The sequence below is a fragment of the Parageobacillus caldoxylosilyticus genome, assembly GCF_019272935.1.
GTDB lineage: Bacteria > Bacillota > Bacilli > Bacillales > Anoxybacillaceae > Saccharococcus > Saccharococcus caldoxylosilyticus.
This window is the reverse complement of sequence record NZ_CP040553.1, coordinates 806,681-827,807: the sequence shown is the minus strand read 5'-3', so window position 1 is coordinate 827,807 and position 21,127 is coordinate 806,681. Positions and strand designations below refer to the sequence as shown.

The 21,127-nt window shown below is 45.6% G+C and carries 19 protein-coding genes; 13 read left to right on the top strand and 6 right to left on the bottom strand.

The annotated features are described in order from the left end of the window. Positions 1–40: 40 nt before the first annotated feature. A complete protein-coding gene (locus BV455_RS04205; RefSeq protein ID WP_017434580.1) occupies positions 41–679 on the bottom strand; it encodes a nitroreductase family protein in 639 nt (212 codons plus the stop codon). 262 nt (positions 680–941) lie between these two features. Between BV455_RS04205 and BV455_RS04200 the strand changes: the two genes are divergently transcribed. Beyond that, entirely contained in the window at positions 942–2,090 is a 1,149-nt protein-coding gene (locus BV455_RS04200) for a cation:proton antiporter (protein ID WP_042407372.1), read from the top strand. A gap of 45 nt (positions 2,091–2,135) precedes the next feature. Here BV455_RS04200 and BV455_RS20645 read toward each other — a convergent pair whose 3' ends face one another. Together BV455_RS20645 and BV455_RS04195 are read right to left on the bottom strand one after the other, a co-directional pair. Next, the gene (locus BV455_RS20645) at positions 2,136–2,264 is read right to left on the bottom strand and encodes a hypothetical protein (protein WP_017434582.1); all 129 of its coding nucleotides are present in this window, start codon (positions 2,262–2,264) and stop codon (positions 2,136–2,138) included. Positions 2,265–2,287: 23 nt separating this feature from the next. Continuing rightward, the gene (locus BV455_RS04195; protein ID WP_042407369.1) at positions 2,288–3,052 is read right to left on the bottom strand and encodes an alpha/beta fold hydrolase; all 765 of its coding nucleotides are present in this window, start codon (positions 3,050–3,052) and stop codon (positions 2,288–2,290) included. 179 nt (positions 3,053–3,231) lie between these two features. On the opposite strand from BV455_RS04195, the gene glcT reads away from it, so the two are divergent. The 4 genes from glcT to ptsP all read left to right on the top strand — a co-directional run bounded on the left by glcT (position 3,232) and on the right by ptsP (position 8,463). Beyond that, a complete protein-coding gene (gene glcT / locus BV455_RS04190) occupies positions 3,232–4,089 on the top strand; it encodes a glucose PTS transporter transcription antiterminator GlcT (RefSeq protein ID WP_017434584.1) in 858 nt (285 codons plus the stop codon). 249 nt (positions 4,090–4,338) lie between these two features. Continuing rightward, a complete protein-coding gene (gene ptsG / locus BV455_RS04185) occupies positions 4,339–6,369 on the top strand; it encodes a glucose-specific PTS transporter subunit IIBC (RefSeq protein ID WP_042407366.1) in 2,031 nt (676 codons plus the stop codon). Between the two features lie 106 nt (positions 6,370–6,475). Further along, positions 6,476–6,742 (top strand): phosphocarrier protein HPr, encoded by a 267-nt coding sequence (locus tag BV455_RS04180; protein ID WP_017434586.1) that lies wholly within the window; start codon positions 6,476–6,478, stop codon positions 6,740–6,742. Further along, entirely contained in the window at positions 6,742–8,463 is a 1,722-nt protein-coding gene (ptsP, locus tag BV455_RS04175) for a phosphoenolpyruvate--protein phosphotransferase (protein WP_042407364.1), read from the top strand. Before BV455_RS04180 ends, ptsP begins: the two co-directional genes overlap by 1 nt. Positions 8,464–8,504: 41 nt before the next feature. Here the strand turns inward: ptsP and yyaC are convergent, their stop codons facing one another. From yyaC to BV455_RS04160, 3 genes are all read right to left on the bottom strand, one after another. After that, on the bottom strand, positions 8,505–9,056 hold the full coding sequence (gene yyaC, locus BV455_RS04170; RefSeq protein WP_017434588.1) for a spore protease YyaC: 552 nt from the start codon (positions 9,054–9,056) through the stop codon (positions 8,505–8,507). Between the two features lie 84 nt (positions 9,057–9,140). Further along, on the bottom strand, positions 9,141–9,812 hold the full coding sequence (locus tag BV455_RS04165) for a GNAT family N-acetyltransferase (RefSeq protein WP_017434589.1): 672 nt from the start codon (positions 9,810–9,812) through the stop codon (positions 9,141–9,143). Between the two features lie 92 nt (positions 9,813–9,904). Beyond that, on the bottom strand, positions 9,905–10,045 hold the full coding sequence (locus BV455_RS04160) for a DUF5370 family protein (RefSeq protein ID WP_409993894.1): 141 nt from the start codon (positions 10,043–10,045) through the stop codon (positions 9,905–9,907). 208 nt (positions 10,046–10,253) lie between these two features. Here BV455_RS04160 and BV455_RS04155 point away from each other — a divergent pair, with 208 nt between their 5' ends. From BV455_RS04155 to BV455_RS04120, 8 genes are all read left to right on the top strand, one after another. Then, positions 10,254–12,230, top strand: coding sequence for a methyl-accepting chemotaxis protein (locus BV455_RS04155; protein WP_026078414.1), 1,977 nt, complete (start codon positions 10,254–10,256; stop codon positions 12,228–12,230). A 268-nt stretch (positions 12,231–12,498) separates the two neighbouring features. Continuing rightward, on the top strand, positions 12,499–15,357 hold the full coding sequence (locus tag BV455_RS04150; protein WP_017434592.1) for a 2-oxoglutarate dehydrogenase E1 component: 2,859 nt from the start codon (positions 12,499–12,501) through the stop codon (positions 15,355–15,357). A gap of 26 nt (positions 15,358–15,383) precedes the next feature. After that, the gene (gene odhB, locus BV455_RS04145; RefSeq protein WP_017434593.1) at positions 15,384–16,664 is read left to right on the top strand and encodes a 2-oxoglutarate dehydrogenase complex dihydrolipoyllysine-residue succinyltransferase; all 1,281 of its coding nucleotides are present in this window, start codon (positions 15,384–15,386) and stop codon (positions 16,662–16,664) included. A 133-nt stretch (positions 16,665–16,797) separates the two neighbouring features. After that, the gene (locus BV455_RS04140; RefSeq protein ID WP_042407354.1) at positions 16,798–17,028 is read left to right on the top strand and encodes a hypothetical protein; all 231 of its coding nucleotides are present in this window, start codon (positions 16,798–16,800) and stop codon (positions 17,026–17,028) included. A 205-nt stretch (positions 17,029–17,233) separates the two neighbouring features. Further along, a complete protein-coding gene (locus BV455_RS04135; protein ID WP_042407350.1) occupies positions 17,234–18,019 on the top strand; it encodes an SDR family oxidoreductase in 786 nt (261 codons plus the stop codon). A 94-nt stretch (positions 18,020–18,113) separates the two neighbouring features. After that, positions 18,114–18,980 carry an NAD(P)-dependent oxidoreductase gene (locus BV455_RS04130; protein ID WP_026078416.1) on the top strand — a complete coding sequence of 289 codons (867 nt, stop codon included), beginning with the start codon at positions 18,114–18,116 and terminating at the stop codon, positions 18,978–18,980. A 128-nt stretch (positions 18,981–19,108) separates the two neighbouring features. Continuing rightward, complete coding sequence (locus BV455_RS04125; protein ID WP_017434600.1) at positions 19,109–20,317, top strand: acyl-CoA dehydrogenase; 1,209 nt, start codon at positions 19,109–19,111, stop codon at positions 20,315–20,317. A 16-nt stretch (positions 20,318–20,333) separates the two neighbouring features. After that, a complete protein-coding gene (locus BV455_RS04120; protein ID WP_042407346.1) occupies positions 20,334–21,113 on the top strand; it encodes an SDR family oxidoreductase in 780 nt (259 codons plus the stop codon). Positions 21,114–21,127 lie beyond the last annotated feature (14 nt).

Genomic DNA, 21,127 nt, shown 5'->3' with positions numbered 1-21,127 from the left:
AAGCGGGCCATCTTTTTTGATAGATGATCCGGTTATACCGTTATTGCTCCACCCATGTCGTAATGGCCTCAACTGGCAGCCGTGTTGTATGGCGGGCAGGGGCAATGCTTTTGCCAATCGTAATAAGCATAGTTGGAATATAGCGGTCGGAAATATGAAAAGCCTGCTTAAATTGGTTGACATCAAAACCGCCGATCGGGCATGTTGCCCATCCTTTTGCCGTCGCTGCCAGCATCAGCTGCATGGCGGCAAGCGCAGCGTTTTGGAATGCCGCGTCGCGAACATACTGTTTATTGGTATATGCCATTTCAATTTGTTGAGCAATCCGTTCCTTCGTCTCCTTTGATATTTGTCCTTGTTGCACTAATGGATCATATACTGCGTCTGTGTTTCGATTCGCTTCTAAATCGCCCAACACCGCAATCACGGCAGAGGCATCAAGAATTTGCTGCTGATGATAGGCGATCGGATATAGGCGCTGTTGCGCTGTTTTTCCGTGAATAACGACAAAATGCCAATGTTGCAAATTCCATGCTGACGGTGCTTTTCCCGCCGTTTCAATGATATCGCGCAGCTCCTCTTTGCTAATGGAAACGTTAGGATCATATTTCCGCACAGATTTCCGTTCGTTAATAACGGTAAAAAAATCTTTTTTAGATGTAGTATTCGTGCTGGTCATTTTTACTGCCTCCATTCGCTGTCTGGTTGAAATAACAATTTGTAACAAAAAGGATTTGTTATCAACATATATCTAACTTTTCCTATTGTCAATTTTTTTACTCGATACGACATAAATGTGGATATAGTGCGGAGCATAAGGAACATGTTATTTTCAGAAGAAAACGGAACAGGCGTTTTCCAGTTTTTCATTAAGATGAAACCATTATACATGCTAACCGTATTTTAATTGAGACAAAAATAATGAAAAAGGAGAGTGAGCAATGTTAATTGCCCAGTTAGCAGCGATTTTATTTGCCTCGAAAATTGCGGGGGATGTAGCCGTACGGTGCGGACAGCCGGCTGTGCTTGGAAAATTGTTGATTGGTATCGTACTTGGGCCAAGCGTATTAGGGGTTGTGGAGGATACGGAAGTTTTAAAGGAAATCAGTCAAATCGGTGTTATTTTGTTAATGTTTATTGCTGGATTAGAAACAGATGTAGAACAATTTAAGCGGACAGGAAAAGCTGCGACATATGTCGGTGTCCTTGGCATCATTGTTCCGCTTGTCCTGGGATATGCAGCCGGAGCGGGAATGGGGTTATCGGCTGAAAAGGCAGTATTCCTTGGCCTGTTGCTATCAGCGACAAGCGTCAGCATCTCCGTGCAGGCATTGAAGGAAATGGATCAGCTGAAATCGAAGGAAGGCTCGGCAATTTTAGGGGCGGCGGTCATTGACGATATTCTCGTCATCATTGCGCTTGCGTTTTTAATGAGTTTGACCGGCAGCGATGTCCATCTTGGTGCGATCATTTTGAAAAAGGTTGCGTTCTTTGTCGTTGCCATTTTATTGGCATGGAGAGTCGTTCCGCTTGTGTTGCGGCTGTTTGCCCCGTTGCGTGTGACGGAATCGGTTATTTCTGCTGGCTTGATTGTCTGCTTTGCTTTTGCCTGTTTTGCGGAAGTCACGGGAGTGGCGGCGATTATCGGTGCATATATCGCTGGATTAGCTGTCAGTTTTACGAATTATAGGAAAGAAGTGTTTGAAAAAACCGAAACGATTGGTTACGCCATTTTTGTACCAGTCTTTTTTACTTCCATCGGGGTGGCCGTCGAATTTTCCGGCGTGTTTGAGCATATTTGGCTTCTGCTCGGATTAAGCGTATTAGCCGTATTGACGAAACTGGTCGGCGCTGCGTTGGGAGCAAAACTGGCTGGATTTTCCTGGAATAGCGCGCTTGCTGTTGGGGCCGGAATGGTTTCCCGTGGTGAAGTGGCGTTAATTATCGCCGGAATCGGATTGGAGACAAAGCTGTTGCCGCCTGATTTGTTTGCTGTTCTTGTCGTGGTAGTGCTTGTAACAACCATTGTTACCCCTCCGTTATTAAAGGCGATTTTCAAGCGAAAGCAAGCTTCCACACGGGCGGCGTAGCAAAAACGAAGGAGGCGAATGGGAATCGCGCCTCCTTTGTTTTTTTCACGAACGATTTTTTTTCGCCTGTTTGGCTGTGTCAACGCTATCTTTTTCCATTTCTGCTTCTGCTTTAGAAACGGTCGGATTGGCTACTTCCTGGCTTACTTTATTTTGCCGCCCTTTTTTAGACATAGTGTTTCCTCCTTTTTTCCATATTACGTTATACAGTATGTCTTTAAAATTCCATTTAATTCGCAATGGTGTTTGATCGGAATTTGGTGGCGCGCCTTGTCAATGTAGACTACCTTTGCATGGGGAACGGTTTTTTTGAAAATTTTCGCATATGGGTGCATATAGTAGTCGCTGGCGCCGTAAATAAGAAGGAGCGGCATGCGCAGCGATGAAAGTCGCGTCGTGCAGCGATATATTAACCCTTTTTCATACATGTCTACTAAATCGCGTTTGTTGACTAACTGTACATATTGTTTAATTTCCCGTTTTTCCTTTTTATTGCTTCCGTGCGCTTTTGCCAGTATGTTAGCAAGTAAAGATATAGCACCGAGTTTTACTGTATAGATGCCAAGCAGAAATTCGTAACGAAGCAGTGGAGTACACACTTCAGGAAATCCTCCGATTAAAGCGAGCATTTTTACTTTATCAGAGTAGCGCAGTGCAAATTCTAATGCGATCGAACCACCGTTTGAATAGCCACAAATCACCGCCTGTTTTATATGGAGCGCATCAAGCAAAACGTGTAAATCATCGGCCAATAGTGGAATGGTAATAGGGCGATTCGATGAGCTGCTTTTTCCATTGCCGCGCATATCGTACATAATGACGCGAAAATGATGGGCTAAAGATTGCTGGCGACAGAAAACGACATGACCCATTCCGGGTGGATGTATAAATATAAGAGGCGTTCCGCTCCCTGTTTCCTCGTAGTAAAGATGAACGTTTTTCTCTACGGTGATGTAAGGCATTCCAATCCCCCCCTGTTCTTAATCTCTCATAGTATGAATAGATGCATCGAAAACTATCCAAAAAGCGCAGCCTTTCCCGTTAACATTTTTTTCATTTGAGCGCATGTTCATTGACAATTTATAATAGTCGAGTAAGATGATAATATTGCAGACGTTTCATTTTAAAGGAGTGGACTTTTGTGACGGAGTCGTTTTGTGTCGAAAAAGTGCTGAATAATAACGTATTGATCGCTTCACATCCAGCGTATGATGAAGTGGTATTGCTAGGAAAAGGCATTGGATTTGGAAAGAAAAAAGGTGACTATATTGAACAAAATGCGGTGGAAAAATGTTTCATTTTAAAAAATGAGCGGGAACAAGAACAATATAAAAAATTGCTCCCGGAACTGGATGAAGAATTTATTGGGCTGATGAATGAAGTGATCCAGCACATTAAACAGCGACTAAACGCTCCGTTAAACGAGCATATTCATGTTGCGCTGACCGATCACATTTCATTCACACTAAAGCGCTTGAAACAAGAGCTCGATTTAAAAAATCCTTTTTTAGTGGAAACGAAAAGTTTATATCCGCTGGAGTACGAAATTGCCTGTGAAGTAGTCGAGATGATTAACAAAAAATTAGGAGTAAAGCTACCGGAAGGGGAAGCTGGATTTATCGCACTCCATATTCATAGCGCTATTTCCAAGCAAAGCCTTTCTGAAGTCAACCAACATTCCCAATTGATTGCCAAGCTTGTCCAAATTGTCGAACAACAATTGGATATTACGATCGATCACAACAGCATTCATTATTTGAGGTTTGTCCGTCATTTGCGCTATGCGATTGAACGGATCAAAAAAGGGGAAAAAGTCGAAGAACCAAAAAAATTGTCGAAAATCTTGAAAGAAGCGTATCCACTATGCTATAATACGGCGTGGAAATTAATAAAAGTGATGCAACAAACGTTGCAAATGCCAGTAGACGACGCAGAAGCCGTATATTTAACGATGCATTTGCAAAGATTGTCGAAAAAGGAAGCGGAAACAATCGAATAAAATTGTCTCGCTTTACGTGTTACTGATTCGATCAGGCATGAGTAAAGAAGACAAAGTAGGGCGGCAACAAGAGAGGTTATTTATTTCTCTTGTTGTAAGCGTTCTATTTTTGTCGTTCTTTGCTTATGCCTTTGTTTTTTATGAAAGCGGATTATATTCGCTGTGAAAAACAGTCTACGAAATGAAATTGCGGTACATGAACGTAACGTTTGTTGCAAAACTTATATAAAAGAAAAGGAGGTTATCGAGATGAAAAAAGTGTTTGGCACGCTGCAAAAAGTCGGTAAAGCGCTGATGTTGCCGGTAGCGATTTTGCCGGCGGCCGGGATTTTGCTGGCGTTTGGTAACGCGCTGAAAAACCCGGCATTAACCGATAAAATTCCTGCCTTAAAAGCGGATTGGATCGTGCTTGTTTCCAATGTCATGGAACAGGCAGGCGGCATTGTGTTTTCGAACCTTTCGCTCCTCTTTGCCGTTGGGGTAGCGATTGGACTAGCCGGTGGTGACGGTGTTGCCGGGCTTGCGGCAATTATTGGTTATTTAATTATGAATATCACCATGAGCGTGATATTAGGCGTCACGCCAGATATGATTGGGGACAATCCTGCATTTGCGAATATATTAGGAATTCCGACATTACAAACTGGTGTATTCGGCGGGATTATTGTCGGGATATTGGCTGCTTACATGTATAATAAATATTTCAACATTGAATTGCCGCAATACCTAGGCTTTTTTGCCGGAAAACGTTTTGTGCCAATTATTACAGCAGCATCTGCGGTATTGCTTGGAATTATTATGACATGGGTATGGCCGCCGATTCAGCACGGTTTAAATGCGTTTTCGCATAATATGATTGATGCTAATAAGACATTAGCTGCATTTATTTTCGGAGTTATTGAGCGGGCGCTAATTCCGTTTGGATTGCATCATATTTTCTACGCGCCATTCTGGTTTGAATTTGGCGAATATGTCAATAAGGCCGGACAAGTAGTGCATGGTGACCAAAAAATCTTTTTCGAACAATTAAAAGATGGAGTGCCATTAACAGCGGGAACGTTTATGACAGGAAAATTCCCGTTCATGATGTTTGGTCTTCCAGCAGCGGCGCTTGCGATTTATCATGAAGCGCGTCCGGAAAACAAAAAAGTGGTTGCCGGCATTATGGGCTCAGCGGCGCTTACTTCGTTCTTGACCGGGATTACGGAACCGATTGAGTTCTCGTTCCTGTTCGTTGCACCAGCATTGTTTGCGATCCATACGATTTTTGCCGGACTGTCGTTTATGATTATGCACATATTAAATGTCAAAATCGGCATGACTTTCTCCGGCGGGGTTATTGACTTCCTGCTATTTGGCGTACTGCCAAACCGGACGGCATGGTGGCTTGTCATTCCGGTCGGATTAGTGTTTGCCGTCATCTACTACTTCGGATTCCGCTTTGCGATCCGCAAATGGGATTTAGCAACACCAGGGCGTGAAAAAGTGACAGAAGAAGCGCCAACGGTGAAAGCAGAAGCGGACGATCTTCCGTACGAAGTGCTGGCGGCGCTTGGCGGCAAAGAAAACATTGCCCATTTAGACGCATGCATCACCCGTTTGCGGGTTTCGGTCAACGATATTCAACGAGTCGATAAAGATCGCTTAAAAGCGTTAGGCGCAGCGGGTGTTTTGGAAGTTGGAAACAATGTACAGGCGATCTTCGGACCAAAATCCGATATGTTAAAAGGGCAAATCAAAGACATTATGGAAGGAAAAGCTCCAGCACGGACAAAAGAAGAGCCGGCGGCAGCGGAGAAGACAAAAGACGACGTAAAAGACGTAAAAGCGGAAGCGATCGCTTCGCCGATGACAGGGGAAATCGTTCCGCTGGAGGAAGTGCCGGACCAAGTCTTTTCCCAAAAAATGATGGGGGACGGCTTTGCCATTATGCCGACAGACGGAACCGTCGTGTCTCCGGTTGACGGAAAAATTATCAACGTATTCCCGACAAAACACGCGATCGGCATCGAATCGGCGGCAGGTCATGAAATTTTAATCCACGTTGGCATCGATACAGTCAAGTTGAACGGTCAAGGCTTCGAAGCGCTGGTGAAACAAGGCGATGAAGTGAAAAAAGGCCAGCCTATTTTACAGGTGGATTTAGAATACGTGAAAAACAACGCTCCTTCGATAGTAACACCAGTCATTTTCACGAATTTGCAGACGCAAGAAGCGATTCGTGTAGCAAAACAAGGAGCGGTTACAAAAGGAGAAGACCGCATCGCTGAAATCGGTTAACGGTGTGAATTTTCTTCGGCGAATTTCATTAGTTCTTCATTGAAGAAAGACAATATTATTTGGTATGATGACAAAGAAAAATATAAGGAAAAGGGGAATGATGACAATGGCTGAAAAAGTGTTTAAAGTAACTTCAGAATCTGGAATCCATGCTCGCCCGGCAACGATTCTTGTTCAAACAGCGAGCAAATTCAACAGCGACATTCATTTAGAGTACAACGGCAAAACGGTAAACTTAAAATCGATTATGGGCGTTATGTCTTTAGGCATTCCAAAAGGAGCTGAAATCAAAATTACGGTCGAGGGGGCAGATGCAGCAGAAGCGATGGCAGCATTGACAGAAACTTTATCTAAGGAAGGCCTTGCACAATAATGACAAAGACGATCCAAGGGATTGCTGCATCGAGCGGTATCGCCATTGCGAAGGCGTACCGCTTAGAAACCCCTAACCTTGTTGTAGAGAAAAAAGAAATTGTGGATCCACAAACAGAAGTGGCGCGTTTCGAAACAGCGGTAGCACAAGCCAAGGAAGAGCTCGAAGCCATCAAACGGCATGCGTTAAAGCAATTAGGTGAAGACAAAGCAGCGATTTTTGCCGCTCATCTGCTTGTATTAGATGATCCGGAATTACTAAATCCGGTAAAAGAAAAAATCCAAACTGAAAAGGTAAACGCCGAATATGCATTGCATGAAACCGCATCGATGTTCATTTCCATGTTTGAAGCGATGGATAACGAATATATGAAGGAACGCGCTGCTGACATCCGCGATGTCACCAAACGCGTACTTGCCCATCTTCTTGGAGTGGCGATTTCGAATCCGAGCTTGATTGCCGAAGAAGTCATCATTGTCGCGGAAGATTTAACCCCGTCTGATACGGCTCAGTTAAACCGTCAATATGTCAAAGGGTTTGCTACAGATGTCGGAGGACGTACATCCCATTCTGCTATTATGGCAAGATCAATGGAAATCCCGGCAGTTGTCGGCACAAAACAAGTGACAGCGGAAGTGCAAAATGGTGATATCGTTATTATCGATGGACTAGATGGACAAGTTGTTGTCAATCCGACGCCGGACGTGCTTGCCCACTACGAGGAAAAACGCGCGCGCTATGAAGCGCAAAGAGCGGAATGGGCGAAGCTCGTTCATGAAAAAACGGTGACAAGCGACGGCTATCATGTCGAACTTGCTGCAAATATCGGTACGCCGGATGATGTCAAAGGGGTACTGGAAAACGGGGCGGAAGGAATCGGGCTGTACCGTACGGAATTTTTATACATGGGCCGTTCCGAGCTGCCGACAGAGGAAGAACAATTTGAAGCCTATAAAACGGTGCTGGAGCGAATGGAAGGAAAACCAGTTGTCGTGCGCACGCTGGACATCGGCGGCGATAAGGAATTGCCATATTTAGATCTGCCAAAAGAAATGAACCCGTTTTTAGGATTCCGCGCCATCCGCCTTTGCTTAGAAATGCAAGATATGTTCCGCACGCAGCTTCGCGCCTTGCTGCGGGCAAGCGTGTACGGGAATTTGAAAATTATGTTCCCGATGATTGCGACGCTTGATGAATTTCGCCAAGCGAAGTCGATTCTTTTAGAAGAAAAAGAAAAACTGGAGCGTGAAGGCGTACCAGTGGCTGACGATATTGAAGTCGGCATGATGGTGGAAATTCCGGCGGCTGCGGTGCTTGCCGATCAATTTGCCAAAGAAGTCGATTTCTTTAGCATCGGCACCAATGACTTAATTCAGTATACGATGGCGGCCGACCGCATGAACGAACGTGTTTCCTACCTTTACCAACCGTATAATCCAGCGATTTTGCGCCTTATTAGCAACGTCATTGATGCGGCGCATAAAGAAGGAAAATGGGCCGGAATGTGCGGAGAAATGGCGGGCGATGCGATTGCCATTCCGATTTTGCTTGGGTTAGGATTGGACGAATTCAGCATGAGTGCGACTTCCATTTTGCGGGCGCGCGCGCAAATGAAAAAATTATCGAAAGAAGAAGCAGCGCGCTTTAAAGAAACCGTCCTCTCGATGAACACGGCCGAAGAGGTTGTGGCGTTTGTAAAACAAACATTTCATATTGAATAAAAAATTAGCGGTGAAGTGGCTTCTTCACCGCTAGTTTTTTCTTAAGCAAGAATAGAAGAGGCCGGTTCGTAGCCAAACCGCTGCCGTACGGTAAGGGAAATTCCTAGAGCGATGGCTTTTGCCATTTGATACACGACATGTAAGTTTGTATATGGAAGCGCCGCAGCGTCTTTATCATCTTCCATCATTACCCCCATAATGCTCATATCGCCGACAGCAGGAAGTTTTTTGCCAAGGGCAGAGCCTGGGGCAAGCGATCCAGCGCGGATGACAATCGTATGGATATAGTCGGAAACGCCGACAACGCTATCAATCGCAATCGTATATGTTGATGGGGTTGTACGGATTTGTTTTATCATTTCTTTTATGTTCATCGCATCGACCGGTTGTTTCAAGTTCCCGATGACAGTCATATGTTTCGAATAAAGATTGGCCAACAGGGTTCCGACAAACGGCCCTAAACTGTCCCCGTTAATGCGGTTGCTGCCGATGCATAACACAATGAGGTGATCAACATACGGCGGAATTAATGAAAAAAGATGATTGCGAATAAGCAAAGGAGCTAATGGATTGTCATAGGAAATGGGCTTCATCGCCAGTCGTTCCCTTCTATTATCCTTTCCCTTCTTATTCGCGGCGTCTGCAATAAAATCCTTCTCTCATAAACTGCTAAATTTTTATACACAGCGCTTAAACGGGTTGCGCCACTCCATGAGCACAGCATAATTGAGAGACTCTTCGTCTTCTAAATAATTTTCGATGACTTGAATCGGGGTGCGGCCGCACCGCAATAAAAAGGTGATAACAGGATCCTTCAGCTCTCCTTTTAATACTTTTTCGAGATATTGCGCTGCCGATAGTCGCTCAGCATGGCGGTGATAGCCAGGCATTCTCCCGCCGCCAAGGAGGCGGTCGACATTTAAGCGGATGACTACTTCATACATCGATTGCATTAGCCATTTTCCAAGCCCCAGTTTACGGTAAGGAGGGGAAACGCAAATATCGACAACATATAATGTGTTTCCATCAGGTCGGTGATTGCGGATATAGCCGCCATCTGTTATTTCTTTCCACGTATGCGTCGGGTGGCTCGGGTCGAAATCGACAAGCAGGCCGGTCATCGATCCGACAATGCGTCCGTCTACTTCCACGCAAAGTGCTCCTTCAGGGAAAAGAGAAACATGATTAGTAAGCTGCTCTTCATTCCACCACAGTTCGGACGGAAACGGCGGCGGAAAACTTTCTTGCTGAACGCGGATTAATTGCGGGAAATCCTTTTCTGTATAGTTGCGAATAATGGCTTTATGTGGGACATCGCCGTCAAACACATACAATTCTTTCCAATACATCTTCATCCCCCTGTCTATCAATCTATCGTTGTTTCCATCATATAAGAATGATGGCAAAATCAGCAAGAAAAAACTGCTGTTTGTACAGCAGTTTAGTCGCTGCGCTGATCGATATAATGATCGATTAATGATTCGATTTGCTGTTCGTTCGGCTTTTTTCCAGTGAAATGGAACGTTACTTCATCAATCAGCACCCCGTCGCGGTATACATGCAGTGCCCCTTTTTGCTGGATGACGCTATATTCGATATCAAAAATATATCCATCCCGTTCGATAGCCCCATATCGTCTCTCACCTGCCTGTCCGTTAAGATTTCTTTCTTATTGTCTCGTTTTTGCCCGTGCTTCATGCGCTGAATAAGAATCTGCTCCTATAGACGCATGACGATAGTCCTTTGTATAATGAAGGCAAATTTCGACAAAAAAGGGGAGAAACAAAGTGGTGTTTAAAACATTGCGGATCAAGTTGATCATTCTAATGGCATTGCTAATGATTGTTTCCCTGGCCGCTACCCAGATTGTCGGAGTGGTCGAAACAAAAAAAATGATCCGCCAGGACGTTGAAAAACGCGCACAATCCATTTTAAACGGGGTGCTAGGCGATATTCGCGACAGTTTTCAAAGCGAGGAAAATAGCTTGCTTCAGTTTAGCGAATCGCCTATCGTCGAGGAAATGATCAAAAAAGAAGATGCCTGGCCGCTGCTTGACCGGCAGTTTCGCACATTTTTAAAAATCCACGAAAACGTTCAACTTGCCTACATTGGAACGGCCGCGAAAAAAATGTATACGACGCCGGCAGCGCCATTGCCTGACGGCTATGACCCGACTTCGCGTCCATGGTATAAAACAGCGGCGGAAAACCAGGATCGAGTCGTTTGGACCGAGCCATACATCGATGCGATAACAGGAAAAAATATCGTGACATTGGCAAAAGCGGTAACAGAAAACGGCCGCGTCATCGCTGTGCTCGGGATCGATATGACGCTGGATGCAGTGGAGAGAATTGTCAACAATAGCGAGGTTGGCTACCATGGGTACCCTGTGCTGTTTGACAGCAAGGGAGTCGCGATCGTTCATCCGCAATATAAGGGAAAAAATATGGCGAAAAACGCGGAAGTCCAATATATGTTAAAGAATAAAAGCGGCTTTTATACATATACATCCGGGAACGAAAAGCGGGTGGTGTACTTTACGACGATTCCTGAACTCGGATGGAAAGTCGGCACCGTATATAAAGAAAGAGATTTATTGGCGATGAGCAATTCCCTTGCCATGAAAATGTTTATCATCACCGTGGCCGCATTATTGCTTGCCATTGTTGTTATTTATTTCCTCGCCCGTTCGATTTCGAAACCGGTCATTGCGCTTCAGCACCAAGCTGAAAAAGTCGCAGAAGGGGATTTAACGGTGCATGTGCGCGTAAAATCAAAAGACGAAATAGGGCAGCTGGCCGATCACTTCAATCATATGATTGCGCAAATGCGGGCCCTCATTCAGCAAGTCAATGAATCGGTAGAGGAGCTCGCCGCCTCCGCTGACCACCTTAGTTCTGTTTCCGAGGAAACGATGGCGACAAGCGAACAAGTGGCCAGCGCCATTAATGATATTGCCAAAGGAACGACGGAGCAAGCGGGCGATTTAGATACGATCAATGAACGGACAGCGGCGTTGTCTGCACAAATCGAAACGGTAACACAGTCGACGGCAAACATGCAAACGCTGTCGAATGAAACGAAAGCGGCTAGTTATGACGGCCTAGAAAATTTAAATATGCTGCAGCTAAAATCCGATGAGGCGAAAAAAGAACTATTTGCGGTAGAAAAAGTAATGAAAGATTTAGTAAGAAAGATGGAAGAAATTGATGGGGTGATCCAAACAATTACAGCCATTTCCGGACAGACGAATTTGCTTGCCTTAAATGCGAGTATTGAAGCGGCACGGGCGGGAGAACATGGAAAAGGATTCGCCGTCGTCGCGGATGAGGTGCGCAAATTAGCGGAGCAGTCGGCAAGGGCAACCGAGCTGATCCACCAAACGATTGCCGTGATTCAGCAGCAAGTGAGTCTGGCGATGCAGGCGGTGAATCACTCGAAAGACATGTACGAACAGCAGCAGCAAGCTGTCCACACAACAGGCGATTCATTTGTCAAGATCGTCACGATGATGGAAGAGTTAACAACAGCGATTGCCGAAATTACAGAAGAAGCAAAGCGAATGAATGAAAGCAAAGAGGATGTCATTGGAGCGATGCAAAATATTTCCGCCGTCGCTCAGCAGTCCGCGGCAGCGGCGGAAGAAGTAGCGGCATCCGCCGATGATCAGCTGCAGGCGTTAGGAACGGTGACGGAATCGGCAGAAAAATTAAGCGAGATGAGCCGGCAGCTGCAAAAACTAGTAGAAAAATTTAAAATATCATGATTATGGATTGTTGCGTGCGTTCTATCGCTGCCACTTTTTTTCTCTTTTTTCAAAAAAAAAATAAATTATTGGAGATTTTCATGTTTAATCGTCGATTTTAATGAATGATAGTGCTACAATATACATTGAAAACGTTTATAAAGTTATTTCCTTGTTTATTTGGGAACAATGAGAAGAAGGCAAGCGGGCCCTGTTCGCAATTTTTCTTGATGCGTATGGGGGCGCCAAACGATCCCAAATAAACGAAAACTGGTTGGAGGTTTTTATAATGGCAAAGCAGACGATCAACGATGCACAACCATGGAGTCAATTTTATGGGCCAAACCTCGGGTACGTGATGGAAATGTATGAGCAGTATCTTGAGGATCCAGACAGGGTTGACCCTGAGTTGAGGCAATTATTCGAGCAGTGGGGAGCTCCGACAACGGAAACAGAACCGTTTGTGCCAAGCGAGGAGATCGCCAAAACGCATCAGACGTTCCGTCTCCCGGAAAATCCAACGATATTCAGCAAGCTTGTTGCTGCTGTAAAACTAGCGGACAATATCCGCCGTTACGGCCATCTGGCAGCCGATATTAACCCATTAAACAAACAAAATAAAGACACGCGCCGCATCGAATTAAGCGAATATGATTTGACGGAGGAAGATTTAAAACAAATTCCTGTCGCGTTTCTTTGTCCGCATGCACCGGCGCATGTCAAAAATGGATTGGATGCCATTAATCATTTACGGAAAGTATATACAGATAAAATTGCGTTTGAATTTTCACAAGTACATAATTTGGAGGAAAAAAACTGGCTCATCCAACAAATTGAGTCAGGAGCATATTATCCGAGTTTAACAAGCGATGAGAGAGTGGCATTGCTCCGCCGCCTTACGGAAGTGGAAGGATTTGAAAAATTTATTCATCGTACATTTGTCGGACAAAAGCGGTTTTCGATTGAAGGTTTAGATGCTATGGTGCCGCTATTAGACGAACTTGTTCGCCAGTCGATTGAAAAGGAAATCAATGCGGTAAATATTGGCATGGCGCACCGCGGCCGTTTGAATGTGCTTGCCCACGTCCTTGGCAAACCATATGAAATGATTTTTGCCGAATTCCAGCACGCGGAAAGCAAAGATTTTATTCCTTCGGAAGGATCGGTAGCCATTACCTACGGCTGGACGGGGGATGTGAAATACCATTTAGGGGCGGCTCGCCGTCTGCGCAATGAAAATGAACATACAATAAGAATTACGCTGGCAAACAATCCAAGCCATCTGGAAGTCGTGAATCCGGTTGTGTTAGGCTTTACGCGCGCCGCTCAGGAAAATCGCAAAAACGCCGGAAAACCACTGCAAAATACGGATTCGTCGTTTGCGATTATGATTCACGGAGACGCGGCATTCCCTGGGCAAGGAATTGTGGCCGAAACATTGAATTTGAGCCAATTGCAAGGGTATCGGACGGGTGGATCGATTCATATTATTGCTAATAATATGATCGGTTTTACGACAGAAAGCTATGATTCTCGTTCGACAAAATATGCGTCCGATATTGCCAAAGGATTTGAAGTGCCGATTGTGCATGTGAACGCCGATGATCCGGAAGCATGCCTGGCGGCGGCCAATCTTGCTTTTGCCTACCGTCAGCGCTTCAAAAAAGATTTTGTCATCGATTTAATCGGGTATCGCCGTTTTGGCCATAACGAAATGGATGAACCGATGGCGACAAATCCGACGATGTACAGCATCATTCAGCAACATCCAACCGTTCGTCAGCTTTACGCGCAAAAGCTGATCGCAAAAGGCATTGTTGCAAAAGAAGCGGTAGAAGAAATGGAACGGGAAGTAGCGGAAAGACTGAAAATTGCGTATGAAAAAGTTCCAAAAGATGAATCGAAGCTCGATTTTATTATGGATCCGCCGAAAACGGTTGCATGCAAATTGCCGGTTGTCAGAACGTCCGTGGAAAAAGATATATTGCAGCGGTTAAACAAAGAATTGCTGCAGTTCCCTGCCGATTTTCACGTGTTTAATAAGCTAGAGCGCATCTTAAAACGGCGTGAAGGAGTGTTTGACGGCAAAGGGAAAGTGGACTGGGCGCATGCGGAAATTCTTGCTTTTGCAACAATTTTACGCGATGGCGTGCCGATCCGCCTCACTGGACAGGATTCACAGCGCGGTACGTTCGCTCAGCGCCATCTCGTGCTTCATGATATGAAAACGGGCAAGGAGTTTGTTCCGCTGCACCACATCAGCGATGCGAAAGCTTCTTTTGTCGTCTACAACAGCCCGTTGACAGAAGCAGCTGTGCTCGGTTATGAATATGGCTATAACGTCTTTGCTCCGGAAACGCTTGTGCTGTGGGAAGCGCAATTTGGCGATTTTGCCAACATGGCGCAAGTGATGTTCGACCAGTTTATTTCATCCGGACGTGCGAAATGGGGGCAAAAATCCGGTCTCGTCATGCTGCTGCCGCATGGTTATGAAGGGCAAGGGCCGGAACATTCGAGCGGCCGTTTAGAACGGTTTTTGCAACTGGCGGCGGAAAACAACTGGACAGTAGCAAACTTGTCTACCGCTGCGCAGTACTTCCATATTTTGCGCCGACAAGCAGGCATTTTGCAAAGGGAAGAAGTCCGTCCGTTAGTGCTGATGACGCCAAAAAGCTTGCTGCGTCACCCGTTAGCAGCGTCGGAGGTGGAAGAGTTTACCAACGGTCAGTTCCATCCAGTCCTTGAACAAACAGGGCTTGGCAAAGATCATGAAAAAGTCGAGAGAATTATTTTAGGTACTGGAAAACTGATGATTGATTTAGCAGAGCAAATCAATAAAATGGAAGGACTCGATTGGCTCCACGTCGTACGCGTCGAAGAATTATATCCATTCCCGAAAGAAGAGCTGCAGGCGATTTTCGTGCGTTATCCAAATGTCAAAGAAATCGTCTGGATGCAAGAAGAACCGCAAAACATGGGAAGCTGGGGTTATATGGAGCCAAGACTGCGCGAAATCGCACCGGATGGAGTAGATGTCAGCTACATCGGCCGACGCAGACGGGCAAGCCCGGCAGAAGGCGATCCTGTTGTTCACCGGAAAGAGCAAGAACGCATTATTCGATGTGCATTAACGAAAAAAGAACAATAACGCAAGATTTTGAGGAGGGCATCAACGTGGCTGAAGTCAAAGTTCCAGAATTAGCAGAGTCTATCACAGAAGGAACCATTGCGCAATGGTTGAAAAAACCTGGCGACTACGTCGAAAAAGGCGAATCGATCTGCGAGTTGGAAACAGATAAAGTGAACGTCGAAATTATGGCGGAAGAATCCGGAGTATTGCAGCAAATTTTAGCAAATGAAGGGGATACGGTCGCCGTAGGGCAAGCGATCGCTGTCATTGGCGAAGGACAGGCTGCTCAGCCGGCTGCACAAGAAGCAGCAGCCAAAGCAACGCCGGAAGCAGTGCAAGAAACAAAAGAAACAGCGGTCAAAACGGAAGAAAAACAAGAACAACCAGTCATGGCTGGCAATCATCCGGCACAGCGCCCGATTGCTTCGCCGGCAGCGCGGAAAATCGCACGTGAAAAAGGCATCGATTTAACGCAAGTTCCTACGGTCGATCCGCTAGGACGCGTTCGCAAACAAGATGTCGAGTCCTTTGTCCAGCAGCAAGTGCAGCCGCAGGCGCAACCGGCCTCATTTACCCCGCCGGTTCAGCAGCCGGCCCCAGCTGCCTTCAAACAAGATGACGGTAAACCGGTTGTCCGCGAGAAAATGTCGCGCCGCCGTCAGACGATTGCGAAGCGCTTGTTAGAAGTAACACAGTCTACGGCGATGTTGACAACGTTCAACGAAATCGATATGTCTGCCGTCATCGAACTGCGCAAACGAAAAAAAGATAAATTTTTCGAAGAACACGACGTCCGTCTCGGATTTATGTCATTCTTCGTCAAAGCGACGGTAGCAGCGCTGAAAAAATATCCTTATGTGAATGCGGAAATTCAAGGCGACGAAATTATTTTGAAAAAATACTATGATATCGGTGTCGCCGTTTCTACCGACGAGGGCTTAGTCGTTCCGGTGGTGCGCGATTGCGACCGGAAAAATTTTGCCGAAATCGAACGCGATATCGCCGAGTTGGCAGCGAAAGCGCGCAACAACAAATTATCGCTGAGCGATTTGCAGGGTGGAACGTTTACGATCACCAACGGTGGAGTGTTCGGGTCGCTCTTCTCTACGCCGCTGCTGAACGGTCCGCAAGTTGGGATTTTAGGGATGCATGCTATCAAACTTCGTCCGGTTGCGATTGACGAAGAACGAATCGAAAATCGTCCGATGATGTATGTGGCGTTATCGTATGACCATCGAATTATTGACGGGAAAGAAGCGGTCGGCTTCTTAAAAACGGTAAAAGACTTGATCGAAAATCCAGAAGACCTTCTATTAGAAAGCTGATAAAAAGGAGGCAGACTCCAAAAATCGTTTTTGGGGTCGCCTCTTTTTTCGTATTATGGAAAACAACGCGCCACTGTAAAAGGAATGATTTGTTCGATTGGAAGGAAAAATAGACAGAAAAGGAGGTATAAGCATGCCAGAGCGCGGAAGAAACGATCACCCTCATGATTTTCATTTCGATGGGGAAAGAGAGGGAATTCTAAACGATGCACTCGCGACAGAAGGAGATACATTAGGAGTGCGAAGCGATATAGGCCCGTTGCAACTAGCCAACCAAGAAAATCCATTTCATGTAGCGAAAGTGAATGTAGATGAAGAAATGAAACAATTTCGTTCCATAATGGATGGAGAAAAAAGAGGCTGATTCGAAAGTGGTATGATCCCCTACAGGTAGACAGCGAAAAAAGAGAACATCTGATATGATATTCTTAGGAGTCTACTTGGGAGGGGATTTTTTGTGGCGAAGAAAGGAACACCTTTTTAATCTATAAAAGTAAAGAAGGAAAAGCGATAAAATATAGCGAATAACTTTTAAATAAAAACATGTATAACAACAAGGAGGAAAAGATATGGAGTTGCGCTTGTCAGGAAAAACTGCACTTGTCGTCGCATCCAGTCAAGGCCTTGGGAAAGCCATTGCCCGCCAGCTTGTGTTGGAAGGGGCAAATGTCATGATTACAAGCCGAAATGAAGAGAAGCTGCAAGAGGTGGAAAAAGAATTACGAGATTTACATAAAGGACAAGTTGCCCACGTTCAAGCAGATATTACGAAGGTAGAAGATATTCGTCGTCTTGTGCAAAAAACGGTAGACACTTATGGAACCATTGATTTATTAGTGAACAACGCTGGGGGACCTCCAGCGGGAACGTTTGAAACGATTAGCGACGAAGATTGGTATCATGCGTTTGAATTGAATTTGCTTAGCTATATCCGCATGATTCGAGAAGCGCTCCCATACTTGAAGAAAAAGGGCGGCAAAATTGTCAACATCGCTTCTTCTTCCATTAAGGAGCCGATTCCGGGCTTGCTTTTATCCAATACGTTCCGCACTGGCATCGTCGGTTTAACCAAAACATTGGCTGTGGAATTTGCACCGTACAATATTTTAATTAATACAGTAGCGCCGGGGCGCATCGCGACGGAGAGGGTTGCCTTTTTAGACAAAATCAATGCCGAAAAATTGGGAATTTCGAAAGAAGAAATGGAAGCGCGGATGAAAAGCGCGATTCCCCTCGGCCGTTATGGCACACCGGAAGAATTTGCTAATGTGGTTACTTTCCTTCTTTCCGAAGCGAATTCGTATATTACCGGCCAATCGTTGATCGTTGACGGAGGAATGGTGAAAGCGATTTAAGCACCATTGTTTCTGTTTGAATTGACAAAAGAAGAATGATGCCTTATTTTTTCCAAGGGGCATTTTTGTGAACGAGCAGGGAGGGGAAAGCAAAATGAAAGCGATCGGTTTTATTGGTCTTGGCGTAATGGGAAAAAGCATGGCCCGCCATTTATTAAAAGCGGGATATCCGCTACTTGTTTACACCCGGACGAAAGAGAAAGCCAATGATCTCATCGAAGAAGGGGCAGTATGGAAAGAAACAGTTGCGGAGCTTGCCAAAGAAGCGGATGTAGTGATTACGATGGTTGGGTATCCGCAAGATGTCGAAGAAGTATATTTTGGCGACGAAGGAATTTTGGCGAATGCGAAAGAAGGAACCTATGTCATTGATATGACCACTTCTACCCCCACGCTTGCGAAAAAAATTTATCAAGAAGCAAAAAAAAGAAATATTTATGCGCTTGACGCCCCGGTTTCCGGCGGCGATATCGGTGCGAGACAAGGAACATTGACGATTATGGTTGGCGGGGATGAAGAAGTGTTTTCGGCGTGCAAGCCGATTTTAGAAAGACTGGGAACGAACATTATTCTTCATGGAAAAGCAGGAGCCGGTCAGCACACAAAAATGTGCAACCAAATTGCGATCGCCTCCAACATGATCGGTGTTTGCGAAGCGCTTGCCTATGCGAAGCGTTCAGGATTGGATCCATTTAAAGTACTAGAAAGCATCTCCCAGGGAGCGGCGGGGAGCTGGTCGTTGAGCAATTTAGCCCCTCGGATGCTTTCCGGCGACTTCAAGCCAGGTTTTTATGTGAAGCATTTTATTAAAGATATGAAAATTGCGTTAGAAGAAGCAGAAAAAATGAATTTGCAACTGCCAGGGCTGGAGCTGGCAAAATCAATGTATGAGGAGCTGGCAAAAGCAGGGGAAGAAAACAGCGGCACGCAAGCTTTATACAAACGCTATATCCAAGAATAAAGCGGCATCATCCTAATGATGCTGCTTTATTGCTATTTATCAAAAAATATTGAATATTTCTTTAAATAGGGTTATAGTAAAAATAAGGTTACATACTAACCGGTTAGTATAAAAAGGGAGGGGAAGCGATGGATTTTTCTTATTCGCCGAAAGTCAAAGAGTTGATCAAGAAATTAAGCGCTTTCATGGAAGACTATATTTATCCGAATGAAAAGGTATATGAGGAACAGCTGAATGCACAAGAATCCAGATGGTCCGGCGTTCCGCCGATTATGGAGGAATTAAAAGCAAAAGCGAAAAAAGAAGGGCTTTGGAATTTATTTTTGCCGGATAGTGAATACGGGGCAGGGCTGACGAACTTGGAGTATGCGCCGCTTTGCGAGATCATGGGCCGTTCGCTGATTGCGCCGGAAGTATTTAATTGCAGCGCTCCGGATACGGGAAATATGGAAGTGCTCGTCCGCTACGGCACGGAAGAGCAGAAGCAAAAATGGTTGATTCCGTTATTAAACGGGGAAATCCGTTCCTGTTTTTCCATGACAGAGCCAGACGTTGCCTCCAGTGATGCGACGAACATTTCTGCAAGCATTGTCCGCGATGGAGACGAATATGTTATTACCGGACGGAAATGGTGGTCGTCAGGAGCTGGCGATCCGCGCTGCAAAATTGCCATCGTCATGGGAAAAACAAATCCGGATGCTCCAAAATATGAGCAACAATCTATGATTCTAGTACCGCTTGATACGCCAGGCGTGAAAATTGAGAGGATGCTTCCGGTGTTTGGCTATGACCATGCTCCACACGGCCATGCAGAAATTACGTATGACCATGTCCGCGTCCCAAAAGAAAATATTATTTGGGGAGAGGGAAAAGGATTTGCCATTGCCCAAGGGCGGCTTGGTCCGGGGAGAATTCACCATTGCATGCGGCTGATCGGTGCGGCCGAACGGGCGCTTGAGTTGATGTGCCAGCGCGTGCAAAAAAGAGTTGCGTTTGGAAAGCCGCTTGCAGAACAAGGCGTCATTCGCGATTGGATTGCCCAGTCACGGATCGAAATCGAACAAGCACGGCTGCTTACATTGAAAGCGGCATACATGATGGATACGGTCGGCAATAAAGAGGCGAGAAAAGAAATTGCCATGATTAAAGTCGTCGCGCCAAACGTTGCCTTAAAAGTGATCGACCGGGCCATCCAAGCATTTGGCGCCGCTGGAGTCAGCAATGACTTCCCGCTCGCAGCGCTATGGGCGAACTCCCGTACGCTTCGCCTCGCCGACGGGCCGGATGAAGTGCATAAAAATCAAATCGCTAAATTAGAGTTACGACAATATCAATAAAAAGGAGAGAGGAGTCATGCATGTACTAGACTTATTTAAAATACCAGGAAAGACGGCCATCGTTACCGGAGGGGGACGCGGGCTTGGCGAACAGATTGCCACCGGCCTGGCAGAGGCAGGTGCCAACGTCGTTGTATGTTCGCGAAAACTGGAAGCGTGCGAACAAGTGAAAGAAAAGTTAGAACAGCTTGGCGTAAAAGCGCTTGCATTAAAATGCGATGTCACGAATCCAGAGGATGTGCAGCGCGTCGTCCAAACAACGGTGGATGAATTTGGGCAAATTGATATTTTAGTCAATAACAGCGGCGCGACATGGGGAGCACCAGTGGAAGAAATGCCGCTGGAGGCATGGCAAAAAGTCATCAACGTCAATGTGACCGGAACATTTCTCATGAGCCAAGCGGTCGGCAAAGTAATGATCAAGCAACGGAGCGGCAAAATCATCAATATTGCTTCTGTCGCAGGACTTGGCGGAACGAATCCGGAAATATTAAATACCATTGGTTATAACACAAGCAAAGGGGCCGTCATTACGTTTACGAAAGATTTGGCCGTAAAATGGGGAAGATACGGAATTCATGTCAATGCGGTCGCGCCGGGGTTTTTTCCAACGAAAATGTCAAAAGTCGTCCTTGAGCAAGTCGGGCAGAAAGTGTTGCAAAATACGCCGTTAGGACGATTTGGCGGCGAAGATGATTTAAAAGGAGCGGTATTATTTTTAGCGTCTCCGGCCTCTGATTTTGTGACAGGAGCGTTAATTGTTGTCGATGGTGGCAGCCACGCCTCAGGCGCTTAAAAGGAGGAAAGGAA

What these genes read in the sequence shown, in the direction of transcription:
- BV455_RS04150 (WP_017434592.1), top strand. Translation starts at nt 12,499, where the DNA reads ATGGCAAAGCAGACGATCAACGATGCACAACCATGGAGTCAATTTTAT.
- BV455_RS04120 (WP_042407346.1), top strand. Translation starts at nt 20,334, where the DNA reads ATGCATGTACTAGACTTATTTAAAATACCAGGAAAGACGGCCATCGTT.
- BV455_RS04180 (WP_017434586.1), top strand. Translation starts at nt 6,476, where the DNA reads ATGGCTGAAAAAGTGTTTAAAGTAACTTCAGAATCTGGAATCCATGCT.
- BV455_RS04205 (WP_017434580.1), bottom strand. Translation starts at nt 679, where the DNA reads ATGACCAGCACGAATACTACATCTAAAAAAGATTTTTTTACCGTTATT.
- BV455_RS04195 (WP_042407369.1), bottom strand. Translation starts at nt 3,052, where the DNA reads ATGCCTTACATCACCGTAGAGAAAAACGTTCATCTTTACTACGAGGAA.
- yyaC (WP_017434588.1), bottom strand. Translation starts at nt 9,056, where the DNA reads ATGAAGCCCATTTCCTATGACAATCCATTAGCTCCTTTGCTTATTCGC.
- BV455_RS20645 (WP_017434582.1), bottom strand. Translation starts at nt 2,264, where the DNA reads ATGTCTAAAAAAGGGCGGCAAAATAAAGTAAGCCAGGAAGTAGCCAAT.
- BV455_RS04140 (WP_042407354.1), top strand. Translation starts at nt 16,798, where the DNA reads ATGCCAGAGCGCGGAAGAAACGATCACCCTCATGATTTTCATTTCGAT.
- BV455_RS04165 (WP_017434589.1), bottom strand. Translation starts at nt 9,812, where the DNA reads ATGTATTGGAAAGAATTGTATGTGTTTGACGGCGATGTCCCACATAAA.
- BV455_RS04130 (WP_026078416.1), top strand. Translation starts at nt 18,114, where the DNA reads ATGAAAGCGATCGGTTTTATTGGTCTTGGCGTAATGGGAAAAAGCATG.
- BV455_RS04125 (WP_017434600.1), top strand. Translation starts at nt 19,109, where the DNA reads ATGGATTTTTCTTATTCGCCGAAAGTCAAAGAGTTGATCAAGAAATTA.
- ptsG (WP_042407366.1), top strand. Translation starts at nt 4,339, where the DNA reads ATGAAAAAAGTGTTTGGCACGCTGCAAAAAGTCGGTAAAGCGCTGATG.
- BV455_RS04200 (WP_042407372.1), top strand. Translation starts at nt 942, where the DNA reads ATGTTAATTGCCCAGTTAGCAGCGATTTTATTTGCCTCGAAAATTGCG.
- BV455_RS04135 (WP_042407350.1), top strand. Translation starts at nt 17,234, where the DNA reads ATGGAGTTGCGCTTGTCAGGAAAAACTGCACTTGTCGTCGCATCCAGT.
- ptsP (WP_042407364.1), top strand. Translation starts at nt 6,742, where the DNA reads ATGACAAAGACGATCCAAGGGATTGCTGCATCGAGCGGTATCGCCATT.